Origin of the sequence: Pseudomonas citronellolis (assembly GCF_001586155.1) — a bacterium.
Taxonomy (GTDB): Bacteria; Pseudomonadota; Gammaproteobacteria; order Pseudomonadales; family Pseudomonadaceae; genus Pseudomonas; species Pseudomonas citronellolis.
Genome location: NZ_CP014158.1, coordinates 264,599 through 283,645 on the forward strand (window position 1 = coordinate 264,599; position 19,047 = coordinate 283,645).

The 19,047-nt window shown below is 68.4% G+C and carries 14 protein-coding genes; 4 read left to right on the forward strand and 10 right to left on the reverse strand.

What is annotated here, in order from left to right; all coding sequences use genetic code 11:
* Positions 1–110: 110 nt before the first annotated feature.
* Both PcP3B5_RS01170 and PcP3B5_RS01175 read right to left on the reverse strand, forming a co-directional pair.
* Positions 111–1,493 carry a glutamine synthetase family protein gene (locus PcP3B5_RS01170; protein WP_061560360.1) on the reverse strand — a complete coding sequence of 461 codons (1,383 nt, stop codon included), beginning with the start codon at positions 1,491–1,493 and terminating at the stop codon, positions 111–113.
* Between the two features lie 266 nt (positions 1,494–1,759).
* Positions 1,760–3,154, reverse strand: a complete 1,395-nt coding sequence (locus tag PcP3B5_RS01175) for an aspartate aminotransferase family protein (protein ID WP_061563185.1) — start codon at positions 3,152–3,154, stop codon at positions 1,760–1,762.
* A 250-nt stretch (positions 3,155–3,404) separates the two neighbouring features.
* Here PcP3B5_RS01175 and PcP3B5_RS01180 point away from each other — a divergent pair, with 250 nt between their 5' ends.
* Entirely contained in the window at positions 3,405–4,067 is a 663-nt protein-coding gene (locus PcP3B5_RS01180) for a GntR family transcriptional regulator (protein WP_058073047.1), read from the forward strand.
* Between the two features lie 7 nt (positions 4,068–4,074).
* Here the strand turns inward: PcP3B5_RS01180 and PcP3B5_RS01185 are convergent, their stop codons facing one another.
* Together PcP3B5_RS01185 and PcP3B5_RS01190 are read right to left on the reverse strand one after the other, a co-directional pair.
* Positions 4,075–4,287 (reverse strand): YgdI/YgdR family lipoprotein, encoded by a 213-nt coding sequence (locus tag PcP3B5_RS01185; RefSeq protein WP_009614860.1) that lies wholly within the window; start codon positions 4,285–4,287, stop codon positions 4,075–4,077.
* Positions 4,288–4,391: 104 nt separating this feature from the next.
* Complete coding sequence (locus tag PcP3B5_RS01190) at positions 4,392–4,793, reverse strand: SMI1/KNR4 family protein (protein ID WP_009614862.1); 402 nt, start codon at positions 4,791–4,793, stop codon at positions 4,392–4,394.
* 678 nt (positions 4,794–5,471) lie between these two features.
* Between PcP3B5_RS01190 and PcP3B5_RS01195 the strand changes: the two genes are divergently transcribed.
* On the forward strand, positions 5,472–6,575 hold the full coding sequence (locus PcP3B5_RS01195) for an IS110 family RNA-guided transposase (protein WP_061560361.1): 1,104 nt from the start codon (positions 5,472–5,474) through the stop codon (positions 6,573–6,575).
* Between the two features lie 467 nt (positions 6,576–7,042).
* On the opposite strand, the gene PcP3B5_RS01200 is transcribed toward PcP3B5_RS01195, so the two are convergent.
* Positions 7,043–7,912, reverse strand: a complete 870-nt coding sequence (locus tag PcP3B5_RS01200) for a Tim44 domain-containing protein (RefSeq protein ID WP_058073046.1) — start codon at positions 7,910–7,912, stop codon at positions 7,043–7,045.
* Between the two features lie 249 nt (positions 7,913–8,161).
* Here PcP3B5_RS01200 and PcP3B5_RS01205 point away from each other — a divergent pair, with 249 nt between their 5' ends.
* On the forward strand, positions 8,162–9,919 hold the full coding sequence (locus PcP3B5_RS01205) for a cation:proton antiporter (RefSeq protein WP_061560362.1): 1,758 nt from the start codon (positions 8,162–8,164) through the stop codon (positions 9,917–9,919).
* 312 nt (positions 9,920–10,231) lie between these two features.
* Here PcP3B5_RS01205 and uvrD read toward each other — a convergent pair whose 3' ends face one another.
* Positions 10,232–12,412, reverse strand: coding sequence for a DNA helicase II (uvrD, locus tag PcP3B5_RS01210; RefSeq protein WP_061560363.1), 2,181 nt, complete (start codon positions 12,410–12,412; stop codon positions 10,232–10,234).
* 179 nt (positions 12,413–12,591) lie between these two features.
* Here uvrD and PcP3B5_RS01215 point away from each other — a divergent pair, with 179 nt between their 5' ends.
* On the forward strand, positions 12,592–15,444 hold the full coding sequence (locus PcP3B5_RS01215) for an EAL domain-containing protein (protein WP_061560364.1): 2,853 nt from the start codon (positions 12,592–12,594) through the stop codon (positions 15,442–15,444).
* 5 nt (positions 15,445–15,449) lie between these two features.
* On the opposite strand, the gene PcP3B5_RS01220 is transcribed toward PcP3B5_RS01215, so the two are convergent.
* From PcP3B5_RS01220 to PcP3B5_RS01235, 4 genes are read right to left on the reverse strand one after another with little or no spacing between them, the layout of a single operon-like run.
* Positions 15,450–15,962, reverse strand: coding sequence for a nitrous oxide reductase accessory protein NosL (locus PcP3B5_RS01220; protein ID WP_043314677.1), 513 nt, complete (start codon positions 15,960–15,962; stop codon positions 15,450–15,452).
* A 23-nt stretch (positions 15,963–15,985) separates the two neighbouring features.
* Positions 15,986–16,810 (reverse strand): ABC transporter permease, encoded by an 825-nt coding sequence (locus PcP3B5_RS01225; protein ID WP_009614874.1) that lies wholly within the window; start codon positions 16,808–16,810, stop codon positions 15,986–15,988.
* Positions 16,807–17,721 carry an ABC transporter ATP-binding protein gene (locus PcP3B5_RS01230; protein WP_061560365.1) on the reverse strand — a complete coding sequence of 305 codons (915 nt, stop codon included), beginning with the start codon at positions 17,719–17,721 and terminating at the stop codon, positions 16,807–16,809. Before PcP3B5_RS01230 ends, PcP3B5_RS01225 begins: the two co-directional genes overlap by 4 nt.
* Positions 17,718–18,989 carry a nitrous oxide reductase family maturation protein NosD gene (locus PcP3B5_RS01235; RefSeq protein ID WP_058073041.1) on the reverse strand — a complete coding sequence of 424 codons (1,272 nt, stop codon included), beginning with the start codon at positions 18,987–18,989 and terminating at the stop codon, positions 17,718–17,720. Before PcP3B5_RS01235 ends, PcP3B5_RS01230 begins: the two co-directional genes overlap by 4 nt.
* Between the last annotated feature and the right edge of the window lie 58 nt (positions 18,990–19,047).

Genomic DNA, 19,047 nt, shown 5'->3' on the forward strand with positions numbered 1-19,047 from the left:
CGGCCCTCTGTCTCTACTGACCAAGAAAAGACCAGAATCTTCGCTTTGCCAGGGTAATTTTTTCGTAAATCCCGCTGGAGCTTTCGTAGGCGACTGATGGTCGCGCTGGCTCAGGCGTGGTGCAGGTACCAGCGCCAGTCCTGCTCGCCGACCTCGCCCATGAACTGGCGGTATTCCTCCCACTTGATGGCCAGGAACACCTTGAGGAACTCCTCGCCCAGCGCCTCGCGGGCCCAGCTGGAGGCCTCCAGGGCGCGCAGCGCGGTGAGCCAGTCGGTGGGCAGGAACTCGCGGGCCTGCTCGTAGCCGTTGCCCTCGATGGCCGCGCCGGGGTCGAGCTGTTCGCGGATGCCCTTGTGGATGCCGGCGAGGATAGCCGCGGCGGCCAGGTAGGGATTGGCGTCGGCGCCACAGATGCGGTGCTCGATGTGCCGGCTCTTGGCCGGGCCGCCAGGCACGCGGAACGACACGGTGCGGTTGTTCACCCCCCAGCTCTTGGCCAGCGGCGCGTAGCTGTTGGCCTGGAAGCGGCGGAAGGAGTTGGCGTTGGGGCAGAAGATGGCCAGGGAGTCGAGCAGCGTGGCCATCATGCCGCCGATGGAGTGCCGCAGCAGCGGCGTGCCTTGCGGACCTTCAAGGTCGGAAAGCTCGCTGGCGTAGAGGTTGTTGCCCTGTTCGTCGGCCAGGCTGACGTGCAGGTGCATGCCGCTGCCGGCACGGTCGCCGAACGGCTTGGCCATGAAGCAGGCCTGCAGCCCGTGCTTGTTGGCCACGCCCTTGACCAGGCGCTTGTAGCGCACGCCTTCGTCGATGGCCTGGAGCACGTCGAAGCGGTGCTCCAGGGTCAGTTCCAGCTGGCCGGGGGCGTATTCGGAGATGGCCGTGCGCACCGGCAGGCCCTGGGCCTCGCAGGCGGCGTAGAGGTCGTCGAGGAAGGGCTGCATCTGTTCCAGCTCGTACACGCCGTAGACCTGCGGCGCCTGCGGGCGCACGCCGTTCATCTGCAGCGCCGGCTGCGGGCGGCCCTGGGCGTCGCGCTGCTTGTCCAGCAGGTAGAACTCCAGTTCCACCGCCATCACCGGGTGCAGGCCCTCGGCCTTGAGCCGCTCGATCACGCGCACCAGGGCCTGGCGCGGGTCCGCCGGGGTGGCCGGCAAGCCCTGGGTCGGGTGCATGCTCACCTGTAACTGGCCGGTGGGCGAGCTGCGCCAGGGCTGCAGGGTCAGGCTGCCGGGCAGCGGGTAGGTCCAGCAGTCGGCGTCGGCCACTTCCCAGACCAGCCCGGTGCCTTCGACGTCCTCGCCCTGCACGGTGAGCGCGAGGATCGAGCTGGGCAGCGGCCGGCCGTTGTCGTAGATGGCCAGCAGCTCGTCGCGGTGCAGCAGCTTGCCGCGCGGGATGCCGTTGGCGTCGATGATGAACAGCTCGATGCTGCGCACCTCGGGGTGCGCGGCGAGGAAGGCTTCGGCTTCCTTTCGATCGGCGAATTGCATGGTGGTCCTCGGTTAGCGCGGCGCGCCGGATGTTCTCTTCGTAGGAGCAACAGTCTTGCAGGCTGCACCGTAGGATGGGTTGAGCCTGCGAAACCCATGCTGCCGTGGTGATGGGTATCGCTTCGCTCAACCCATCCTACGACGGCGCTGCTCCTGTTCCTTGTAGGAGCGGATTCATCCACGATCCGCCGGCAGGCGGCGGAAAGCATCGCGGACGGAGTCCGCTCCTGCGACGGTGTTTCGGGTGGGCCCAGGGGCGCGGTGCATCAAGCCTCGCGCGCGCCAGGAATCGCCAGCAGCTCGGTGATGCCCGCGTCGAGGGTGTCGATCAGGCGGTCGACGTCGGCTTCGCTGGTGTCCGGGCAGCACAGGGTCATGTTGTGGAACGGCGTGATCAGGATGCCGCGGTTGATCAGGTACAGGTGCAGGGCCATCTGCAGTTCGTCGTGGAAGGCCGCTTCGGCCTCGGCGCCGGTGCGCGGCGAGACCGGGCAGAACTGGAACTCGCTGCGCGCGCCCAGCTCGGTCACCGACCACTTCAGGCCGTGCTTGGCGATCAGCCGGCGGAAGCCGTCGGCCAGGCGCCTGGCCAGCGGCAGCATGTGGTCGTAGGCGGCCTGGGTCATCACCTGTTCCAGGTTGGCGCGCATGCAGTGCATGGCCAGGGCGTTGGCCGAGAGGGTGGTGCCCATGCCGCTGTGGCCGTGGCCATGGCTGTCTTCCTGGGCCTTCTGCCGCGAGGCGAGCATCTTCTCGGCCATGTCCGCGCTGCAACCGAAGATGCCGCAGGGCACGCCGCCGGCGATCGGCTTGCCGACCACGAAGAAGTCCGGGTCGAGGTTCCACAGCTGGGTGCAGCCGCCGATGCCGGTGGAGATGGTGTGGGTTTCGTCGATGATCAGCAGCGCGCCGTACTTGCGCGTCAGCTCGCGGCACTTCTGCAGGAAGCCCGGGTCGGGCAGGACCATGCCGATGTTGGTCATCGCCGGCTCGCACAGCAGGGCGCAGACGTCGCCCCTGGCCAGCGCGGCTTCCAGCGCTTCGACGTCGTTGAAGGGGATGGAGCGGCTGTACTGGGTCAGGTCGTAGGCCTGGCCGACCAGGCCGGAGCGCGGCACGGTCTCGCCGTCGCGGTAGCGCACCATGACGTCGTCGACGGTGCCGTGGTAGCAGCCGTCGAACACCAGCAGGGTGTTGCGCCCGGTGATGGCGCGGGCCCAGCGCAGCACGTAGCGGTTGGAGTCGGTGGCGGTGGCGGTGACCTGCCAGAACGGCAGGCCGAAGCGCGCGGCCAGCAGTTCGCCGCAGACCACGGCGTCTTCGCCCGGGAGCATGGTGGTCAGGCCGTTGTTGGCCTGCTCGGCGATGGCGCGGGCCACCGGGTCCGGCGAGTGGCCGAACATGGTGCCGGTGTCGCCCAGGCAGAAGTCGACGTACTCGTGGCCGTCGACGTCGTAGAAGCGGGCGCCCTTGGCGCGCTCGACGAACAGCGGGCAGGGGGTGGACCAGTCGGCCATCCAGTGCATGGGCACGCCGGCGTACAGCGAGTTGCGCGCGCGCTCGGCCAGGGCCACGGATTTCGGGTTCTGCTCCAGGAAGCGTTGGCGTTCGCGGGCAGTGAATACGTCCACGGCCTGTTGGGCGATTCCGCTGGCGGTCATCTTGCACACCTCGTTCGTTTTTTCGCACATCTTCCATTTGTGATCACAAAAAAGTCAATACATGCTGCGGGACGCCTGTTAATCTTTCTTCTCAACAGAATTTGTGATCACAAAACAGAATGGCTCATGGGAGCGCACTGGCAAGGCCAGTTGGCGCGCCTGATCGGAACAAGGGAAAAGAAAATGACGCACAACTGCAGCCTGACCTTCGCCCAACTGCCGGCGCCGCCGGCCCGCGCGGAGTGACGCCATGGCCGAGAACCTCCAGCAGCAGCTGTACCAGAACCTGCGCCAGGCCCTGCTCAGCGGGCGCTTCCAGCCCGGCGAGCGGTTGAAGATCCGCGATCTGGCCGACGAATGGGGCACCAGCCCGATGCCGGTGCGCGCCGCGCTGCAGCGGCTGGTAGCCGAGGGCGCCCTGGAGGGCGAGCCGCAGCGCTCGCTGCGGGTGCCGCTGATGACCCGCGAGCGCTTCCTGCAGATCCTGCAGATTCGCCAGTCACTGGAGGGGCTTGCGGTGGAGGATGGGGTGCCGCGCCTGCAAGGGGCGGACATCGAGGTCCTGCAGGCCTGTACCGAAGCCATGGAGGAGGCCGTGCGGCGGCGCGACGTGCAGGCCTACCTGGAGCACAACAGCCGCTTCCACCTGACGCTCTACCGCGCCTGCGGCAACCCTACGCTATTGCGCATGATCGAGGCGCTGTGGCTGCAGGTCGGGCCCTTTTTCAACCGGCTGTTCACCGGCGCCGACCTGTCGCTGCGCCTGAACGACTTCCACGGCCAGGCCCTGGACGCCATCCGGCGGGGCGATGCCCGCGGCGCGCGGGCGGCCATCGAGCAGGACCTGGCCTACTTCGGCCAATACCTGCTGAATCTGCTGGCGCTGGAGTCGGGGGCGAGCGTGACGCGCTGAGGGCGCGTCACTCGGTCTTGATGTAGCGGACGTTTTCCTTGCGGATGAGGATCGTCTGCCCGTCGAGCTGCTCGAATTCGTAGTAGTCGTGGTACTTGTCGAAATCGGCATGGTCCTTTACCAGGACCTCGCTGCCGTCGTTCAGCATCACCACGGCCTTGTCGGCACAGCCGGCCAGGCCGAACAGCAGCGCGCTGAGGAGTAGGAATTTCAGCTTCATAGAGTCTCCAAGGGACATCGTGGACCGGCCTTGGCAGAAGGTTTGGGTACACGCTCGGTAGCCACTGTGACAACCGCTCCGCTTGGAAATTCAGTGCTCCGGGCTCAGGTGTCCAACCATACGTCGCGTGCCCAGGTCCACACCGAGTCCCAGGTTTCCTCGGTCAGTTCGCCGTCCGCCCAGAGCACCACCTCGCCGTCCTGGGCCACCGCATAGTAGTCGTCGCCATCGGCGCAGAGCGGTATCAGCTCGCGCGGCAGGCCCATCGCCCAGGCCACCGCGGCCACCTCCGGCAGGTAGGTATGGGAGTGCGGGTCGGTCACCGTGACCGGCTCCAGGCGACCGTAGACCACGTCGCTGACCTTCAGGAGGAACTCGCGGAATTCCGACGGAAGGCCGATCAGCAGCTCTTCCTCGATCTCCACCAGCAGTTCCTCGTCCGGCAGCTCCAGGGGGACAGGGACGGGCTCGTTGAGTTCACGCAATTGGTCGATGACGTCTTCCACGGCAGGGGCCTCTCGATTGACTGGGGCGCTTTATACAGTAGTAGCCGGGCCTGGGCGCAAGTTCACGTTGGGGGTGTTTGGCGGACGAGTGGAAGGGATTGGGGTGGGGCTGTCCTGAGCGGGGTGTCAGTCAGGCGCCATTGGGGTGGTTCCGGCTACCCTCGCGAATTCCCCGCCACGAAGGCCCGGACCAGGTGTCTCCCGTCGAGGGTACGTCCCTGCAGTCCATCGGGGCTCTCGCGACATCCATGTCGCATGACCTCCTGAGTGCGGGTTTCGCTCGGCCTTCTGAAGGGGCGTTCCGGTGCGCGCAGAGGTTTCTCTGGAAGTCCGAATCGCGGACAGAGTCCGCTCCTACGGTTCCAGGAAGCGCGGGCGTAGGAGCAACCGTCTTGCGCCGGGGCGCTTTTCGTAGGATGGGTTGAGCTTGCGAAACCCATGCGGTTGCGGTGATGGGTATCGCTTCGCTCAACACCATCCTACGGGTCTCGTGTTTGCCGGAGGGGGTAGCGGACCTTGTCCGCGATGGCCGGAACCTCCGGCGCGATTCGCGGATGAGATCCGCTCCTACGCTGCCCACCCGCGCCATTCCCCTGTAATTGGATGGACTCACCCTCACCGAGGCGTCGAGGCGCCACGGTGGCGGTCTAAGAAGCCACCGACAGTGAGGGTGAGTCCATGAAAAAGCATACGACGATGAATAAGCCGGTGTCTGCAACCGATGTATCGGTGTGCACGACAGTCGCCGTGGATCTGGCGAAAAAGGTCTTCCAGGTGGCGGGGGAAGACGCCCAAGGTCAACTGGCGTACGAACAGCGAATCAAGTCGCGTGAAGCGTTTCAGGTGTTTCTGCAGAAGCTGCCGGAGGGCGTGACGGTGCTGATGGAAACCGGCCCTGGAGCACAGGCCTGGGCCCGGTTGCTGCAGGCGCAGGGCAACCCGGTGCGTATTCTGCCGGCCCAGCGGGTGGCCGAGCACCGGAGCGGAGCGAAGAATGATCGCAATGATGCCCACGCCATTCTGCGGGCGGGCCGGGATAGCAGTATTGCGTCGGTACCGGTGAAGAGCGTCGCGGCACTGGCGATGCAGGCCTGGCACCGTGTCCGGCGGGGCTATGTGCGGCGGCGCACCGCCATGGGTAATCAGATCCGCGGGCTGCTGCTGGAGCAGGGTATCGCCCTGGCGCAGGGGGATGTGGGCTTGAAGCAAGGTGTCACCCGGGTGCTGGAAGACGCTAGACAGCCGTTGCCGGCGCTGCTGCGCGAGCTGATCGACGAGATGCTGAACGAATGGCAACGGCTGGGCGAGCGTATCGCCGCGCTGACCGGGCGTCTGGAAGCCTGTGCCGCCGCCGACCCGACAGCCAAACGGCTAATGACGGTACGTGGTATCGGTCCGATCACGGCCACGGCCTTGCTGGCCAAACAGGTCGAGCCGGAACGTTTCGCCAATGCGCGTCAGTTCGCTGCCTACTTCGGTATCGTGCCCGACCAGCACAGCAGCGGGCAGAAGGTAAGGCTGGGCAAGATGACCAAACGTGGCGACGCCTATGTGCGCAGCCTGATGGTCGTGGGCTCGCATGCGGTGTTGAAGCAACTGCGGCCCGATTCCGAACACCCGGACGATCGGCGCCTGCAGCGCTGGCTACAACGCCTGGGGCGCAAGGGCGCGGCAGTGCGACTGGCCAACCGCAACCTGCGTATCGCCTGGGTGCTGCTGTGCAGCGAACAAACCTACCAGCGCAAGCCGAATGCTTGCCGGGAGATGGAAATGAGCCACTGATCAACGAGTTCCCGCCAACGGGGCGCCAAGTCGCTCCAACCCTTGCTGAAGAACATTGACCCCTGGTCAGACCGTCGCGGATCGATGCCTACGCTCCTACCGGCCTTCGAGGCCTCTTTGTAATCGGCATTCCGCGGGCTTACCCAATGTTGGCCAGAAGCCCGACGTGGCTTCCTCGAACAGGCCTAATACATAGATGCAGTCGGGTTTTCATGTTCAAAAGCGGGTTGACGGTGGGGGTGAGTCCATACATAGGAGCGCGCCCTGCGCGCGAAATCGCGGGCAGGGCCCGCTTACAGGTTGCCGGAAGGCACGGTATTCCTCCCGCCGTAGGACTCTGTCCGCGATTGGACTCACCGGCCACGCCGGACGTCCCGGTGGCACTCCCGGATACGAAAACGCCGTTTCCCGGTAGAGGGAAACGGCGTTCTTTCTTGCTCAAGCGAACAGCCCTACGGCAGAAGCCATCAGCCGTTCTGGCGGATACCAGCCAGCAGCCAGGGCTGGTCCTGACCCTGGGCGCGCTCCATGCGCCAGCTTTCGCTGAAGGTCTCGCCCTGGTCGAAGCGCGAGGTCTTGGAGAGGCCGCTGAAGGTCAGGGTGGCGATGGTCTTGTCGGCCTGGTCGTCGACGCCTTCCAGTTGCACCTGCAGGTTGTCGATGTAGGTGGACTGGTAGCCGTCGCCCAGTTCGGCGCGTTCCTGCTTCAGCCACTGCAGCATCTGCGGGGTGACGAACTCGGCGATCTTGTCCATCTCGTTGGCGTCCCAGTGCTGTTGCAGGGACAGGAAGTGCTCGCGGGCGGCGCCGATGAAGCGCTGCTCGTCGAACCAGCTCGGCGCGTTGATCGCCGGGGCGGCCGCGGCCGGACGGGCGCTGGCGCCGAACGGCGACGGCTGGGCGGCCGGCATCTCGCGCTGTTGCGGCGCATGGCCGGCCATCGCCGGCTGGCCCTGGGCCTGCTGGCGGCGACGGGAAGCGATGAAGCGGAAGGCGATGAAGGCGATCAGCGCGATGATCAGGATGTCGAGGAACTGCATGCCCTGGAAGCCGTCGCCCATGAACATGGAGGCCAGCAGGCCGCCGGCGGCGATGCCGGCCAGCGGGCCCAGCCAGCGCGATGCGCCGCCAGCGGCGGCGGCACCTGCGGCCGCACCGGCTGCGGGAGCGGCGGCGTTGGGGGTGTTCGGGGCGGTGTTCGGTTGCACCTGGCGGGTCTGGTGGCTCGGCGCCGAGCCCATGCTCTTGCCGCCGCCGAAACGTTTGGCGGCATTGACGTCGAGGCTGAGCGTCACGGCGACACAGAAGGCCATGGCAAGGCTGAGAAAGCGCTTCATTGGGGTCATTCTCTTGGTTGGAATACGACGCGCGTCATGTTGCCGAGCATGGCCGCCAGGAACCAGCCGGATTTTGTTTCCGGCTATTGCCCCTGCGCCGCGCCAGGTCTCGGGCCAGAAGGGCTGCGAAGGTCTGTAACCGGGTTTTTCAGCGGCCTCGAAGACGCTGGCCGTTTGATAGGCTGGCGCCCTAGCGGGGCCGCTGGCCGCGCGATCCCCCCACTGCCACATCGCGCGAGGACCGCCGCCATGCACGCTATCGACTTCATCCAGGACCTGGCGGTGATCATGCTGATCGCCGGTTTCGTCACCATCCTCTGCCACCGCTTCAAGCAGCCGGTGGTGCTCGGCTACATCATCGCCGGGGTGATCATCGGCCCGCACACGCCGCCCTTCGCCCTGGTGCACGACGAGCAGACCATCAAGACCCTCGCCGAGCTTGGGGTGATCTTCCTGATGTTCTGCCTGGGCCTGGAGTTTTCCCTGCGCAAGCTGTTCCAGGTCGGCGCCACGGCGTTCATCGCCGCCTTCCTGGAGATCACCCTGATGATCTGGGCCGGCTTCGAGATCGGCCGGCTGTTCGACTGGAACACCATGGACTCGCTGTTCCTCGGCGCCATCCTGGCGATGTCCTCGACCACCATCATCATCAAGGTGCTGGGCGACCTGAAGCTGAAGAACGAGCGCTTCGCCCAACTGATCTTCGGCGTGCTGATCATCGAGGACATCCTCGGCATCGGCATCATCGCGCTGTTCTCCGGCATCGCCGTGAGCGGCACGGTGGAGGCCGACCAGGTGGTCTCCACGGTGGGCAAGCTGAGCCTGTTCATGGTCGTGGCGCTGGTCGTCGGCATCCTGCTGGTGCCGCGCCTGCTGGCCTACGTGGCGAAGTTCGAGAGCAACGAGATGCTGCTGGTGACGGTGCTCGGCCTGTGCTTCGGCTTCTGCCTGCTGGTGATCAAGCTGGAATACAGCGTGGTGCTGGGCGCCTTCCTGATCGGCGCGATCATGGCCGAGTCGCGCCAGCTGGTGCAGATCGAACGGCTGATGGAGCCGGTGCGCGACATGTTCAGCGCCATCTTCTTCGTCGCCATCGGCCTGACCATCGACCCGCGGGTGCTGGTGGACTACGCCGCGCCGATCCTGGTCATCACCCTGGTGGTGGTGCTGGGCAAGCTGGTGTCCTGCGGCACCGGCGCCTTCATCGCCGGCAACGACGGGCGCACCTCGATGCGCGTGGGCATGGGCCTGTCGCAGATCGGCGAGTTCTCCTTCATCATCGCCGCCCTGGGCATGAGCCTGGGGGTGACCAGCGACTTCCTCTACCCGGTGGTGGTCGGCGTGTCGGCCATCACCACCCTGCTGACGCCCTACCTGATCCGCTCTGCCGACCCCCTGGCGCTGTACCTGGGGCGCACCCTGCCTTCGCCCATGGTGCGGGTGTTCGGCCTGTACGGCGAGTGGCTGCGCAGCATCCGCCCGCGCGGCGACAAGGCGGTGCTGGCCGGGATGATCCGGCGCATCCTGCTGCAGGTGGGGGTGAACCTGGTGCTGGTGATCGCCATCTTCTTCGGCCTGGCGTTCTTCGCCGGGCGGATCGCCGAGTGGCTGGCCAACTGGGTCGAGCACGAGGCGCTGCACAAGGCGCTGATCTGGGGCGCCGCGCTGCTGCTGTCACTGCCTTTCCTGATCGCCGCCTACCGCAAGCTCAAGGCGCTGGCCATGCTGCTGGCGGAAATGGGCGTCAAGGCCGAGAGCGCCGGGCGCCACACCGCGCGGGTGCGCCGGGTGATCGCCGAGATGATCCCGCTGCTGTCCCTGGGCGGCATGATGCTGCTGCTGGCGGCGCTCAGCTCGAGCATCCTGCCGCCGGGGGAGCTGCTGGTGGTGGTGGGCCTGGTGGCCGCGCTGGCGCTGGCGGTGGGCTGGCGCTGGTTCATCCGCCTGCATTCGCGGATGCAGATCGCCCTGCTGGAAACCCTGGAGCAGGGCAAGGGCGGGCATTGAGCGTGCCGGGGCGATGCGGCCGGACTATACGCCCCACGAACCGCGCCGAGGGGCTTTCGTAGGATGGGTTGAGCTTGCGAAACCCATGCGGTCGCGGTGGTGATGGGTATCGCTTCGCTCAACCCATCCTACGGGACTTGCCGGATGGTGTAGGAGCGGACTCTGTCCGCGATAGCCGGATGTTCCGGCGCGATTCGCGGATGAGATCCTACGCTGCGCCACCCGCGCCACTCCCTGTAGGAGCGCGCCCTGCGCGCGATTCGCGGGCAGGGCCCGCTCCTACAGGTGATGCCTGACGTTGGGGCGGCGGCTCTACACCGCCTCCAGCTTGGCGTAGCCGAGCATCAGCCACTTGCTGCCTTCGCTGTCGAAGTTCACCTGCACCCGGGCCTGGGCGCCGGAGCCTTCGAAGTTGAGGATCACGCCGTCGCCGAACAGCGGGTGGCGTACCGACTGGCCGAGGGCGAAGGGGGTTTCCGGCACGCCGGCGCCGCTGAACAGGCTGCCGCTGCGCTGGTTGCCGGACAGCGGCCGGCTCACCGAGTTGGACAGGCGCACTTCCTGGATCAGGCCCGGCGGGATTTCGCGGACGAAGCGCGAGACCTTGTTGTAGGTCTCGCTGCCGTACAGGCGGCGCGTCTCGGCGTAGGTCAGCACCAGGCGCTGCATGGCGCGGGTGATGCCGACGTAGGCCAGGCGGCGTTCCTCTTCCAGGCGGCCGGGCTCTTCCAGGCTCATCTTGTGCGGGAACAGGCCTTCTTCCATGCCGGCCAGGAACACCAGGGGGAACTCCAGGCCCTTGGCGCTGTGCAGGGTCATCAGCTGCACGCTGTCCTCGAAGGCGTCGGCCTGGGTGTCGCCGGCCTCCAGCGCGGTGTGGTCGAGGAAGGCCACCAGCGGCGGGATGTCCTCGTCCTCGGGGTTCTCGAAGGCGCGGGCGGCGCTGACCAGTTCTTCCAGGTTCTCCACCCGGGCCTGGCCCTTCTCGCCCTTTTCTTCCTTGTGGTAGCCGATCAGCCCGGACTGCTCGATGACCGTCTGGGTCATCCGGTGCAGCGGCATGCCCTCGACCTGCTGGGCCAGCAGGTCGACGGTTTCGAGGAAGCCGTTGAGCGCGCTGGCGGCGCGGCCGGTCACGGCTTTCGCGGCGATCACGTCGTTGATCGCGCGCCACATGGAGGTGCCGTTCAGCCGCGCGGCGTTGCGGATGGCTTCGACGGTCTTCTCGCCGATGCCGCGCGGCGGGATGTTGACCACCCGTTCCAGCGCGGCGTCGTCGTCGCGCAGGCGGATCAGCCGCAGGTAGGCCAGGGCGTTCTTGATCTCGGCGCGCTCGAAGAAGCGCTGGCCGCCGTAGATGCGGTAGGGGATCTTCTCCCGCAGCAGCGCCTCTTCCAGCACCCGCGACTGCGCGTTGGAGCGGTAGAGGATGGCGATTTCGCTGCGCTTGAGGCCGTCCTTGCGCAGGGCGTCCTCGATGGTCTCGACGATGTAGCGGGCCTCGTCGTGCTCGTTGAAGCCGGCGTAGAGGGTGATGGGCTCGCCATCCACCCCGTCGGTCCACAGCTCCTTGCCCAGGCGCCCGTGGTTGTTGGCGATCAGGGCGTTGGCGGCCTTGAGGATGGTGGCGGTGGAGCGGTAGTTCTGCTCCAGGCGGATGTCCTCGGTGCCGGCGAAGTCGTCGGCGAACTGCTGGATGTTCTCGATCTTCGCCCCGCGCCAGCCGTAGATCGACTGGTCGTCGTCGCCCACCACCATCAGGCTCTCGCCGCCCTTGGCCAGCAGGCGCAGCCAGGCGTACTGCACGGCGTTGGTGTCCTGGAACTCGTCCACCAGGATGTGCCGGAAGCGCCGCTGGTAGTGCGCCAGCAGGCCGGGGTCGTTGCGCCACAGGTCCAGCGAGCGCAGCAGCAGCTCGGCGAAGTCGACCACCCCGGCGCGGGCGCAGGCCTCTTCGTAGGCCTGGTAGACGCTGACCATGGTGGCCAGGTAGAGGTCGCCGCTGGCCTGGATGTTCTGTGGGCGGTTGCCCTCGTCCTTCTGCGCGTTGATGAACCACTGCGCCTGGCGCGGCGGCCAGCGCTGCTCGTCCAGGCCCAGCTCGCGCACCACGCGCTTGACCAGGCGCAGCTGGTCGTCGCTGTCGAGGATCTGGAAGCCCTCGGGCAGCCCGGCCTCGCGCCAGTGGGCGCGCAGCAGGCGGTGGGCCAGGCCGTGGAAGGTGCCGACCCACATGCCCGCCGGGTTGATCCCCAGCAACTGCTCGATGCGCGCGCGCATCTCCGCCGCCGCCTTGTTGGTGAAGGTCACCGCCAGGATGCTGTGGGGCGAGGCGTGCTCCACCTGGATCAGCCAGGCGATGCGGTGCACCAGCACGCGGGTCTTGCCCGAGCCGGCGCCGGCGAGCACGCGCTGGTGGCCCAGCGGCGCGGCCACGGCCTGGCGCTGCGGGTCGTTGAGGGAGTTGAGCAGGAGGGAGAGGTCGTCGTTCATGGGGCGGCATTCTACCGACGGCGGGGAAAGCCCGGCAAACCAAAGCGCCGTCCGGCACCTGCCCGACGAAAGTTCAGCGATTTGCTGGCATATTGCCGCTTTCCCGAGCTTGGGCGACCCTGCCGCCTCGGTTATGCTCGGGCCACGCCAAGGCCGACCACTACAAGAAAAAGCCGCCTATGACCGCATACCTGGATACCTCGGCCGCGCCTTTCAGCCAGGCCGAGATCCGCCAGCAATACGCCCACGAACTGGCCATCGAGCGCACCCGCCTGCTCTACCAGGGCTCGCGGGTGCCGACCCTGCTCATGCTGCTCAACGGCCTGGCCTGCGCCGGCCTGCTCTGGCACAGCCAGGACGGCCTGCTGCTGTCCGGCTGGCTGGTGTGGCTGGTGCTGCTGGCGGTGATGCGGCTGATCCAGGTCGCCGCCTTCCACAACGCCGAGCCGCAGCGCCAGGCCGAAGCGCACTGGCAGCGGGCGTTCCTCTTCGGCGCCGGCGCCTCGGGGCTGACCCTGGCCTTCGCCGCCATCGCCCTGGTGCCGCCGGATGCCTTCCTGCAACAGGCCCTGGTGTTCGGCCTGATCGCCGCGGCCATTCTTTCCGCCAGCGTCGCCTACGCGGTGAGCCTGCCGGCCTTCCTGACCTTCGCCTTGCCCTGCCTGCTGCCGTCCATCGGCTACCTGCTGCTCAAGGGCAGCGACCTGCAGCAGGGCTGGGGGCTGCTCGGCTCGATCCTGCTGTCGGCCCTGCTGGTGGTGGCCTGGCAGGTCAACCGGCTGGTCCAGGGCAGCCTGCTGCGGCGCTTCCAGACCCTTGCGCTGGTAGACCACCTGGAGCAGGCCAAGGGCCGCGCGGAAGCCCTCAACCAGGACCTGGCCCGCGAGGTCGAGCAGCGCCGCAGCGCCGAACGCGCCCTGCGCGAGGCGCGCGACCAGTTGCAGGTGCGGGTCGAGGCCGGCAGCGTCGAGCTGAGCAACAGCCAGGCGCGCCTGGCCATGGCCCTGGAGGCCAGCGAGCTGGGGCTGTGGGACTGGAACCTGCGCACCGACGAGGTGCACCACTCGCGCCTGCGGGAAATCTTCGGCCTCGACCAGGACGCGGTGCGCAGCATGCGCGCCGACCTGCGCCCGCTGTTGCACCCGGACGACGTGCCGCTGCTGCGCCGGGCCCTGGCCGACCACCTGCGCGGGCGCACCGACGGCTACCGCGTCGAATACCGCGTGCGCCACGCCGACGGCCACTGGGTGTGGGTGGAGGACCGCGGCCGGGTGATGGCCCGCGATGCCCGCGGCAAGGTCACGCGGATGGTCGGCACCCGCTGCGACGTCAGCGCGCGCAAGCGCCGCGAGGAAGAGCAGCGCCTGGCCGCCACGGTGTTCGAGGCGGCCAGCGAGGGCATCGTCATCCTCGACGCCGACTACCGCCTGCTGGCGGTCAACCAGGCCTTCAGCCGCGTCACCGGGCACCGCCCGGAAGAGGTGATCGGCCAGGTCGCCGCGAGCCTTTCCGGCAACCCCGAGACGCGCCGCCAGTACCTGCTGATCCGCGAGGAGCTGGAGCGCGCCGGCAGCTGGCAGGGCGAGCTGCTGGAGACGCGCAAGAACGGCGAGCCCTACCCGCAATGGCTGCAGCTGAACATGGTGCGCGACAACCGCGGCCAGCTGTCCCACGTGGTGGGCTTCTTCGCCGACCTCACCGCGCGCCGCGACGCCGAGGAGCGCCTGCGCTACCTGTCGCACTACGACGAACTCACCGGCCTGGCCAACCGCGGCCTGTTCAAGCAGCGCCTGCACGATGCCGGCCAGCGCGCGCGGCACAGCGGGCGCGGCCTGGCCCTGCTGCTGATCGACCTGGACCGCTTCAAGCTGCTCAACGACAGCCTCGGCCACGAGGTCGGCGACCAGCTGCTGCGGCAGATCGCCCGGCGCCTGACCCAGGCGGTGCCGGAGGCGGACACCATCGCCCGGCTGTCGGCCGACGAATTCGCCGTGCTGGTGGACTCCTATTCCAGCCTCTCGGCCCTGGCGCGCCTGTCCAGCCGCCTGCTGACGCGGCTGCGCATGCCGATGAGCGTCGCCGGTCAGGAGCTGATGCTCAGCGCCTCCCTGGGCATCAGCCTGCTGCCGGAGAACGCCCGGGAGATTTCCGCGCTGATGAGCCAGGCGAACATGGCCATGCAGCACGCCAAGCACCTGGGCGGCAACACCTTCCAGTTCTTCACCGACAACCTCCAGGCCTGCACCCTGGAGCGCCTGCAACTGGAAGTGCAGCTGCGCAAGGCTGTCGAGGACGGCCAACTGGAAGTGCACTACCAGCCCAAGCTGAACCTGGCCAATGGCCGCCTGGACAGCGCCGAGGCCCTGGTGCGCTGGCGCCATCCGCTGCAGGGCATGATCCCGCCCGGCGACTTCATCCCCCTGGCCGAGGAAACCGGGCTGATCGGCGCCATCGGCGAGTTCGTGCTGCGCCGCGCCTGCCACCAGGGGCGCACCTGGCAGGCCCGCGGCCTGGCCGAGCTGCGGGTGTCGGTGAACCTCTCGGTGCACCAGCTGCGCCAGGGCAACCTGGTCAGCCTGGTGCGCACCGTGCTCGACGAAACCGGCCTGGAGCCGCGGCTGCTGGAGCTGGAGATCACCGAGAGCCAGCTGCTGGAGAACGTCGAGAGCGTCAGCACCACCTTCCGCCAGCTGCGCGAGATGGGCGTGAAGCTGGCCATCGACGACTTCGGCACCGGCTATTCCTCGCTCAGCTACCTCAAGCGCTTCCCGGTGGACTACGTGAAGATCGACCAGACCTTCATCCGCGACCTGTCCGCCCAGGGCGAGGACGCCGCCATCACCCGCGCCATCATCGCCATGGTCCACAGCCTGGAGCTGAAGGTGGTGGCCGAGGGCGTGGAGCGCCAGGAGCAGCTGGACTTCCTGCGCCAGCACCGCTGCGACGAGATCCAGGGCTACCTGATCAGTCCGCCGCTGGCGCCGGCGGCCTTCACCGCCTTCCTGGAGGCCCACGGCCAGCGGCCGGGCTAGGCCGCTCAGCGGTGCGCGTGGTCGCCGCTCACGCCCTGCAGCACGGCCTGGTCGATCTCGCTGAAGCGCAGCACGCGGCCGCCTTCGGCCTTGGCCAGGCGCTCGGCGTCGGCCTGGTTGCCGAAGGAGGCGAGGGTGGCGCCCATCGCCCCGGGGCGCTGGATGCCCACCACGTAGTAGGCGCTGGTGGCGTCGATCAGGTGGCGGTCGTCCGGGTGGTTCCAGTCGCTGCGGGCCATGTCGTGCACGTACAGGCGCTGGCCGTCGTGGCGGTTCTCCGGCTGCAGCCACCAGCCGAGCAGCTCGGCGGTGGAGCAGAACTTGCGCACCTTGCCGGCGCTCACGGCCTCGCCCTTGGGCCCGGGGAAGCCGTCGATGAGCATGCCGCAGACGTGGCATTCGTCGCCATTGTGGAAGGGCACCGGGGCGAGGTTGGCGGCGTCCTGGCGGCCGTCGCCGCAACCGGCGAGCAGCAGGCTGAACAGGGCGGCGGCGAGGTAGAGGCGGGGCAGCGGCATCGGGGGCTCCTTGGAGTGGGTTTTCAGGCCGGGCGGCGCCGGAACAGGCGGTAGGCCAGGGCCAGCGCCGCCGGCGTCCAGGCCGCCAGGGCCAGCCAGAGCACGGCGCCGGGCACCGGCAGGTCGCGGCCCAGGACCAGCACGCCGTCGATCTCCGGGCCGAGGCCGGAGAGGTTGATCAGGCGGTAGATGTCGGTGGGGTTGAGCAACAGCAGCCAGGGCAGCAGTTCGGGGCTGATGCGGCCCTTGCCGAGCACCAGCAGGGCCAGCAGGGCCAGGTCGAAGAGCAGCACGAAGAAGAACCACAGGCCCAGCGCCAGGCCGGCGGCGGTGGACTTCTCGCTCACGCGGCTGCTCAGCGCGTAGGCCATGGCCAGGAAGGCCCAGCCGAGCAGGGTGGAGGACAGGATGAAGCGGGCGAAGGCCCACAGCAGCTGCGACAGCTGGATGTCCGCCACCAGCACGGCGATGGACAGCGCGGCGGCGGCGAAGCCGAGCAGGGTGGCCAGGGCGAGGATCAGCCCGTGGCCGAGGAACTTGCCCAGCAGCAGCTGGCCGCGGCTCAGCGGGTAGGCCAGCAGGAGCAGCAGGGTGCCGCCTTCCTCCTCGCCGACGATGGCGTCGTAGGCCAGCAGCAGGGCGATCAGCGGCATGAGGATGGTGGCCAGGCTTGCGAGGCTGGCCATGGTCGCCGGGATCGAGGTGAAGCCCACCTGCCCGGCGGTGGCCGCGCCGAACCAGGCGATGCCCACGGCGAGCAGGGCGAACAGCAGGCTGATCGCCAGCAGCCAGCGGTTGCGCAGGCCGTCGGCCAGTTCCTTGCGGGCGATGTGCCAGACCGGCGTCATGCTGTTTCTCCGCAGGCGCGCGCGGCGCCCTGCATGTGGTGCAGGTAGAGGTCCTCCAGCGAGGGCGGCAGCACCTCCAGGCCCTCGGGCTGTTCTTCCAGCAGCGCCTGCAGCAGGCGGCGCTGCCGTTCTGCGGCAGCCAGCAGCTCGATGCGCCCGCCGTCCAGGGCGCGCACGCTGTAGCCGCTGTCGCGCCAGTGGGCCAGCCAGCGTTCGTTGCGCGGGCCGGCGATGCGGATGCGCGTCGGCAGGCCGGCTTCGCGGCGCAGCTCGGCCAGGCTGCCGCAGGTCAGCAGGCGGCCGTTGGCGAGGATGGCGGCGCGGTCGATGTGGGATTCGACGCCGGGCAGCACGTGGGAGCAGAGGATGACCCCGGTGCCCTGGTTGCGCAGGCGGTCGAGCAGGCGGTAGAGCTCGACGGTGGCCAGCGGGTCGAGGCCCACGCTGGGCTCGTCGAGCAGCAGCAGGCGCGGCCGGCCGAGGATCGCCTGGGCCAGGCCGAGGCGCTGGCGCATGCCCTTGGAGTAGGTCTTCAGGCGCCGGTCGGCGGCCTGGGTCAGGCCCACCTGTTCCAGCAGCGCGTCCACCTCGGCGGGGGCCGCGCCCTTCAGGCGGGCGAAGTGGCGCAGGGTTTCGCGGCCGGTCAGCTGCGGGTAGAAGGTGACGTTTTCCGGGAGGAAGCCGAGCTGGCGGCGCACCGCGGGGTCTTCGGCGGCGCGCCCGAACACCCGCACCTGGCCTTCGTCGGGGCGCAGCAGGCCGAGCATCAGCTTGATGCTGGTGGTCTTGCCGGCGCCGTTGTGGCCGAGCAGGCCGAGCACTTCGCCGGCGGCCAGGTCCAGGTCGAGCCCGTGCAGGGCGGTGAAGGCGCCGTAGCGCAGGCTCGCGCCTTCTATTTGCAGCAGCTTCATGGGCTCGCCTCCGCTTGCGGTTCGCGCATCAGCGGGTGGCTGTCGCGCACCCCCGGCGAGCGCGTCACCGGGAAGGCGCGCTGCACCCAGCGCAGCAGTTCGATGGATGGGCTGGCGAGCAGCAGGCGCACCTGCGGGTACAGCCACAGCAGGCGGTCGACGTTGTCGTTGGGCTCGTAGAAGACATCGCCCAGGCCGTCGTCGTCGCGGTCCCAGCCCAGGTAGTCGCTCCAGTAGTTGCCGCGGCCGTCGGCCGACCATTCCTGGGTGCGGTTGGCCACGTAGAGCACCTGCCGGCGGTTGCCGACGAAGGCGTTGCCGGCGATGCGGTTGTCCTCCGAGCCCGCGGTCAGGTGGATGCCCAGGGCGCTGCCGGCCAGGCGGTTGCCCTCGATGCGGTTGTACAGCGAGTTGTAGATGAACAGGGCCTTGCCCTCGGCGCCGGCGATCATGCCTTCGCCGGTCACGCCGCTGCCGCTGCGCACGCCCTCGACGCGGTTGCCGGCGAGGGTCGAGTAGGTGATGTAGTTCATCAGGATGCCGTAATTCTCGTCGTCCACCGAGCGGTTGCCGATCACGCTGAGCTTGCGGCTCTGCATCAGCGCGTAGCCGGTGCGGGTATGGCGGGTCAAGTTGCCGATCACCCGGCTGTCGTTGGTGAACATGTAGTGCACGCCGTAGCGCAGGTCTTCCAGGCGGTTGTGCTCGATGGCGCTGCCGTTGGCGGTGTCGATGTAGATGCCGTCGCGGGTGTGGCGCACCCGGTTGCCGCGCACCAGGGCGTTGCGCACCGCGTAGAGGTGGATGCCGTTGCCGCGGTCCTGGGAGCGCAGCCGCGCATCGCCCTCGATGCGGTTGTCCAGCACCTGGGCGTCTTCGCTGGCGTCGAGCCAGATGCCGAAGCCCGGGCCCTGCAGCCGGTTGTTGCGCAGGACCACGCCGCGGGCGCGCTTCTCGACGAAGATCGCCGAGTCCATGTCGGTCAGGTTGCGGCCCCAGTTGCGCACCCGGCAGCCTTCGACGCTGACGTCGGCGCTGCGCACGGTGAGGGTGCTGCCCTCGCCCTGGCCGTCGAAAGTGGCGCCGTCTTCACAGCGCAGGCGCATGGGCCGGTCGATGAGGAAGCGGCCGGCGTAGGTGCCGGCCGCCAGCGTCCACAGCCCGTCGCCGGCCGCGCGCAGGGGCAGCTCGTCGATCGGCTGCAGCGCGGCCAGCGCGGGGCCGGCGAGCGTCAGCAGCAGGGCGAGGCAGGCGCGGGAAGTGGGCACGCGGAAGCATCCTCCGGGGGCTTTTGCAGGTGGCGGCTGCCGGGCCCCCGAGCCCGGC

Coding starts and splice junctions, on each gene's coding strand:
- PcP3B5_RS01170 (WP_061560360.1), bottom strand. CDS start 1,493: ATGCAATTCGCCGATCGAAAGGAAGCCGAAGCCTTCCTCGCCGCGCAC.
- PcP3B5_RS01175 (WP_061563185.1), bottom strand. CDS start 3,154: ATGACCGCCAGCGGAATCGCCCAACAGGCCGTGGACGTATTCACTGCC.
- PcP3B5_RS01180 (WP_058073047.1), top strand. CDS start 3,405: ATGGCCGAGAACCTCCAGCAGCAGCTGTACCAGAACCTGCGCCAGGCC.
- PcP3B5_RS01185 (WP_009614860.1), bottom strand. CDS start 4,287: ATGAAGCTGAAATTCCTACTCCTCAGCGCGCTGCTGTTCGGCCTGGCC.
- PcP3B5_RS01195 (WP_061560361.1), top strand. CDS start 5,472: ATGAAAAAGCATACGACGATGAATAAGCCGGTGTCTGCAACCGATGTA.
- PcP3B5_RS01200 (WP_058073046.1), bottom strand. CDS start 7,912: ATGAAGCGCTTTCTCAGCCTTGCCATGGCCTTCTGTGTCGCCGTGACG.
- PcP3B5_RS01205 (WP_061560362.1), top strand. CDS start 8,162: ATGCACGCTATCGACTTCATCCAGGACCTGGCGGTGATCATGCTGATC.
- uvrD (WP_061560363.1), bottom strand. CDS start 12,412: ATGAACGACGACCTCTCCCTCCTGCTCAACTCCCTCAACGACCCGCAG.
- PcP3B5_RS01215 (WP_061560364.1), top strand. CDS start 12,592: ATGACCGCATACCTGGATACCTCGGCCGCGCCTTTCAGCCAGGCCGAG.
- PcP3B5_RS01220 (WP_043314677.1), bottom strand. CDS start 15,962: ATGCCGCTGCCCCGCCTCTACCTCGCCGCCGCCCTGTTCAGCCTGCTG.
- PcP3B5_RS01225 (WP_009614874.1), bottom strand. CDS start 16,810: ATGACGCCGGTCTGGCACATCGCCCGCAAGGAACTGGCCGACGGCCTG.
- PcP3B5_RS01230 (WP_061560365.1), bottom strand. CDS start 17,721: ATGAAGCTGCTGCAAATAGAAGGCGCGAGCCTGCGCTACGGCGCCTTC.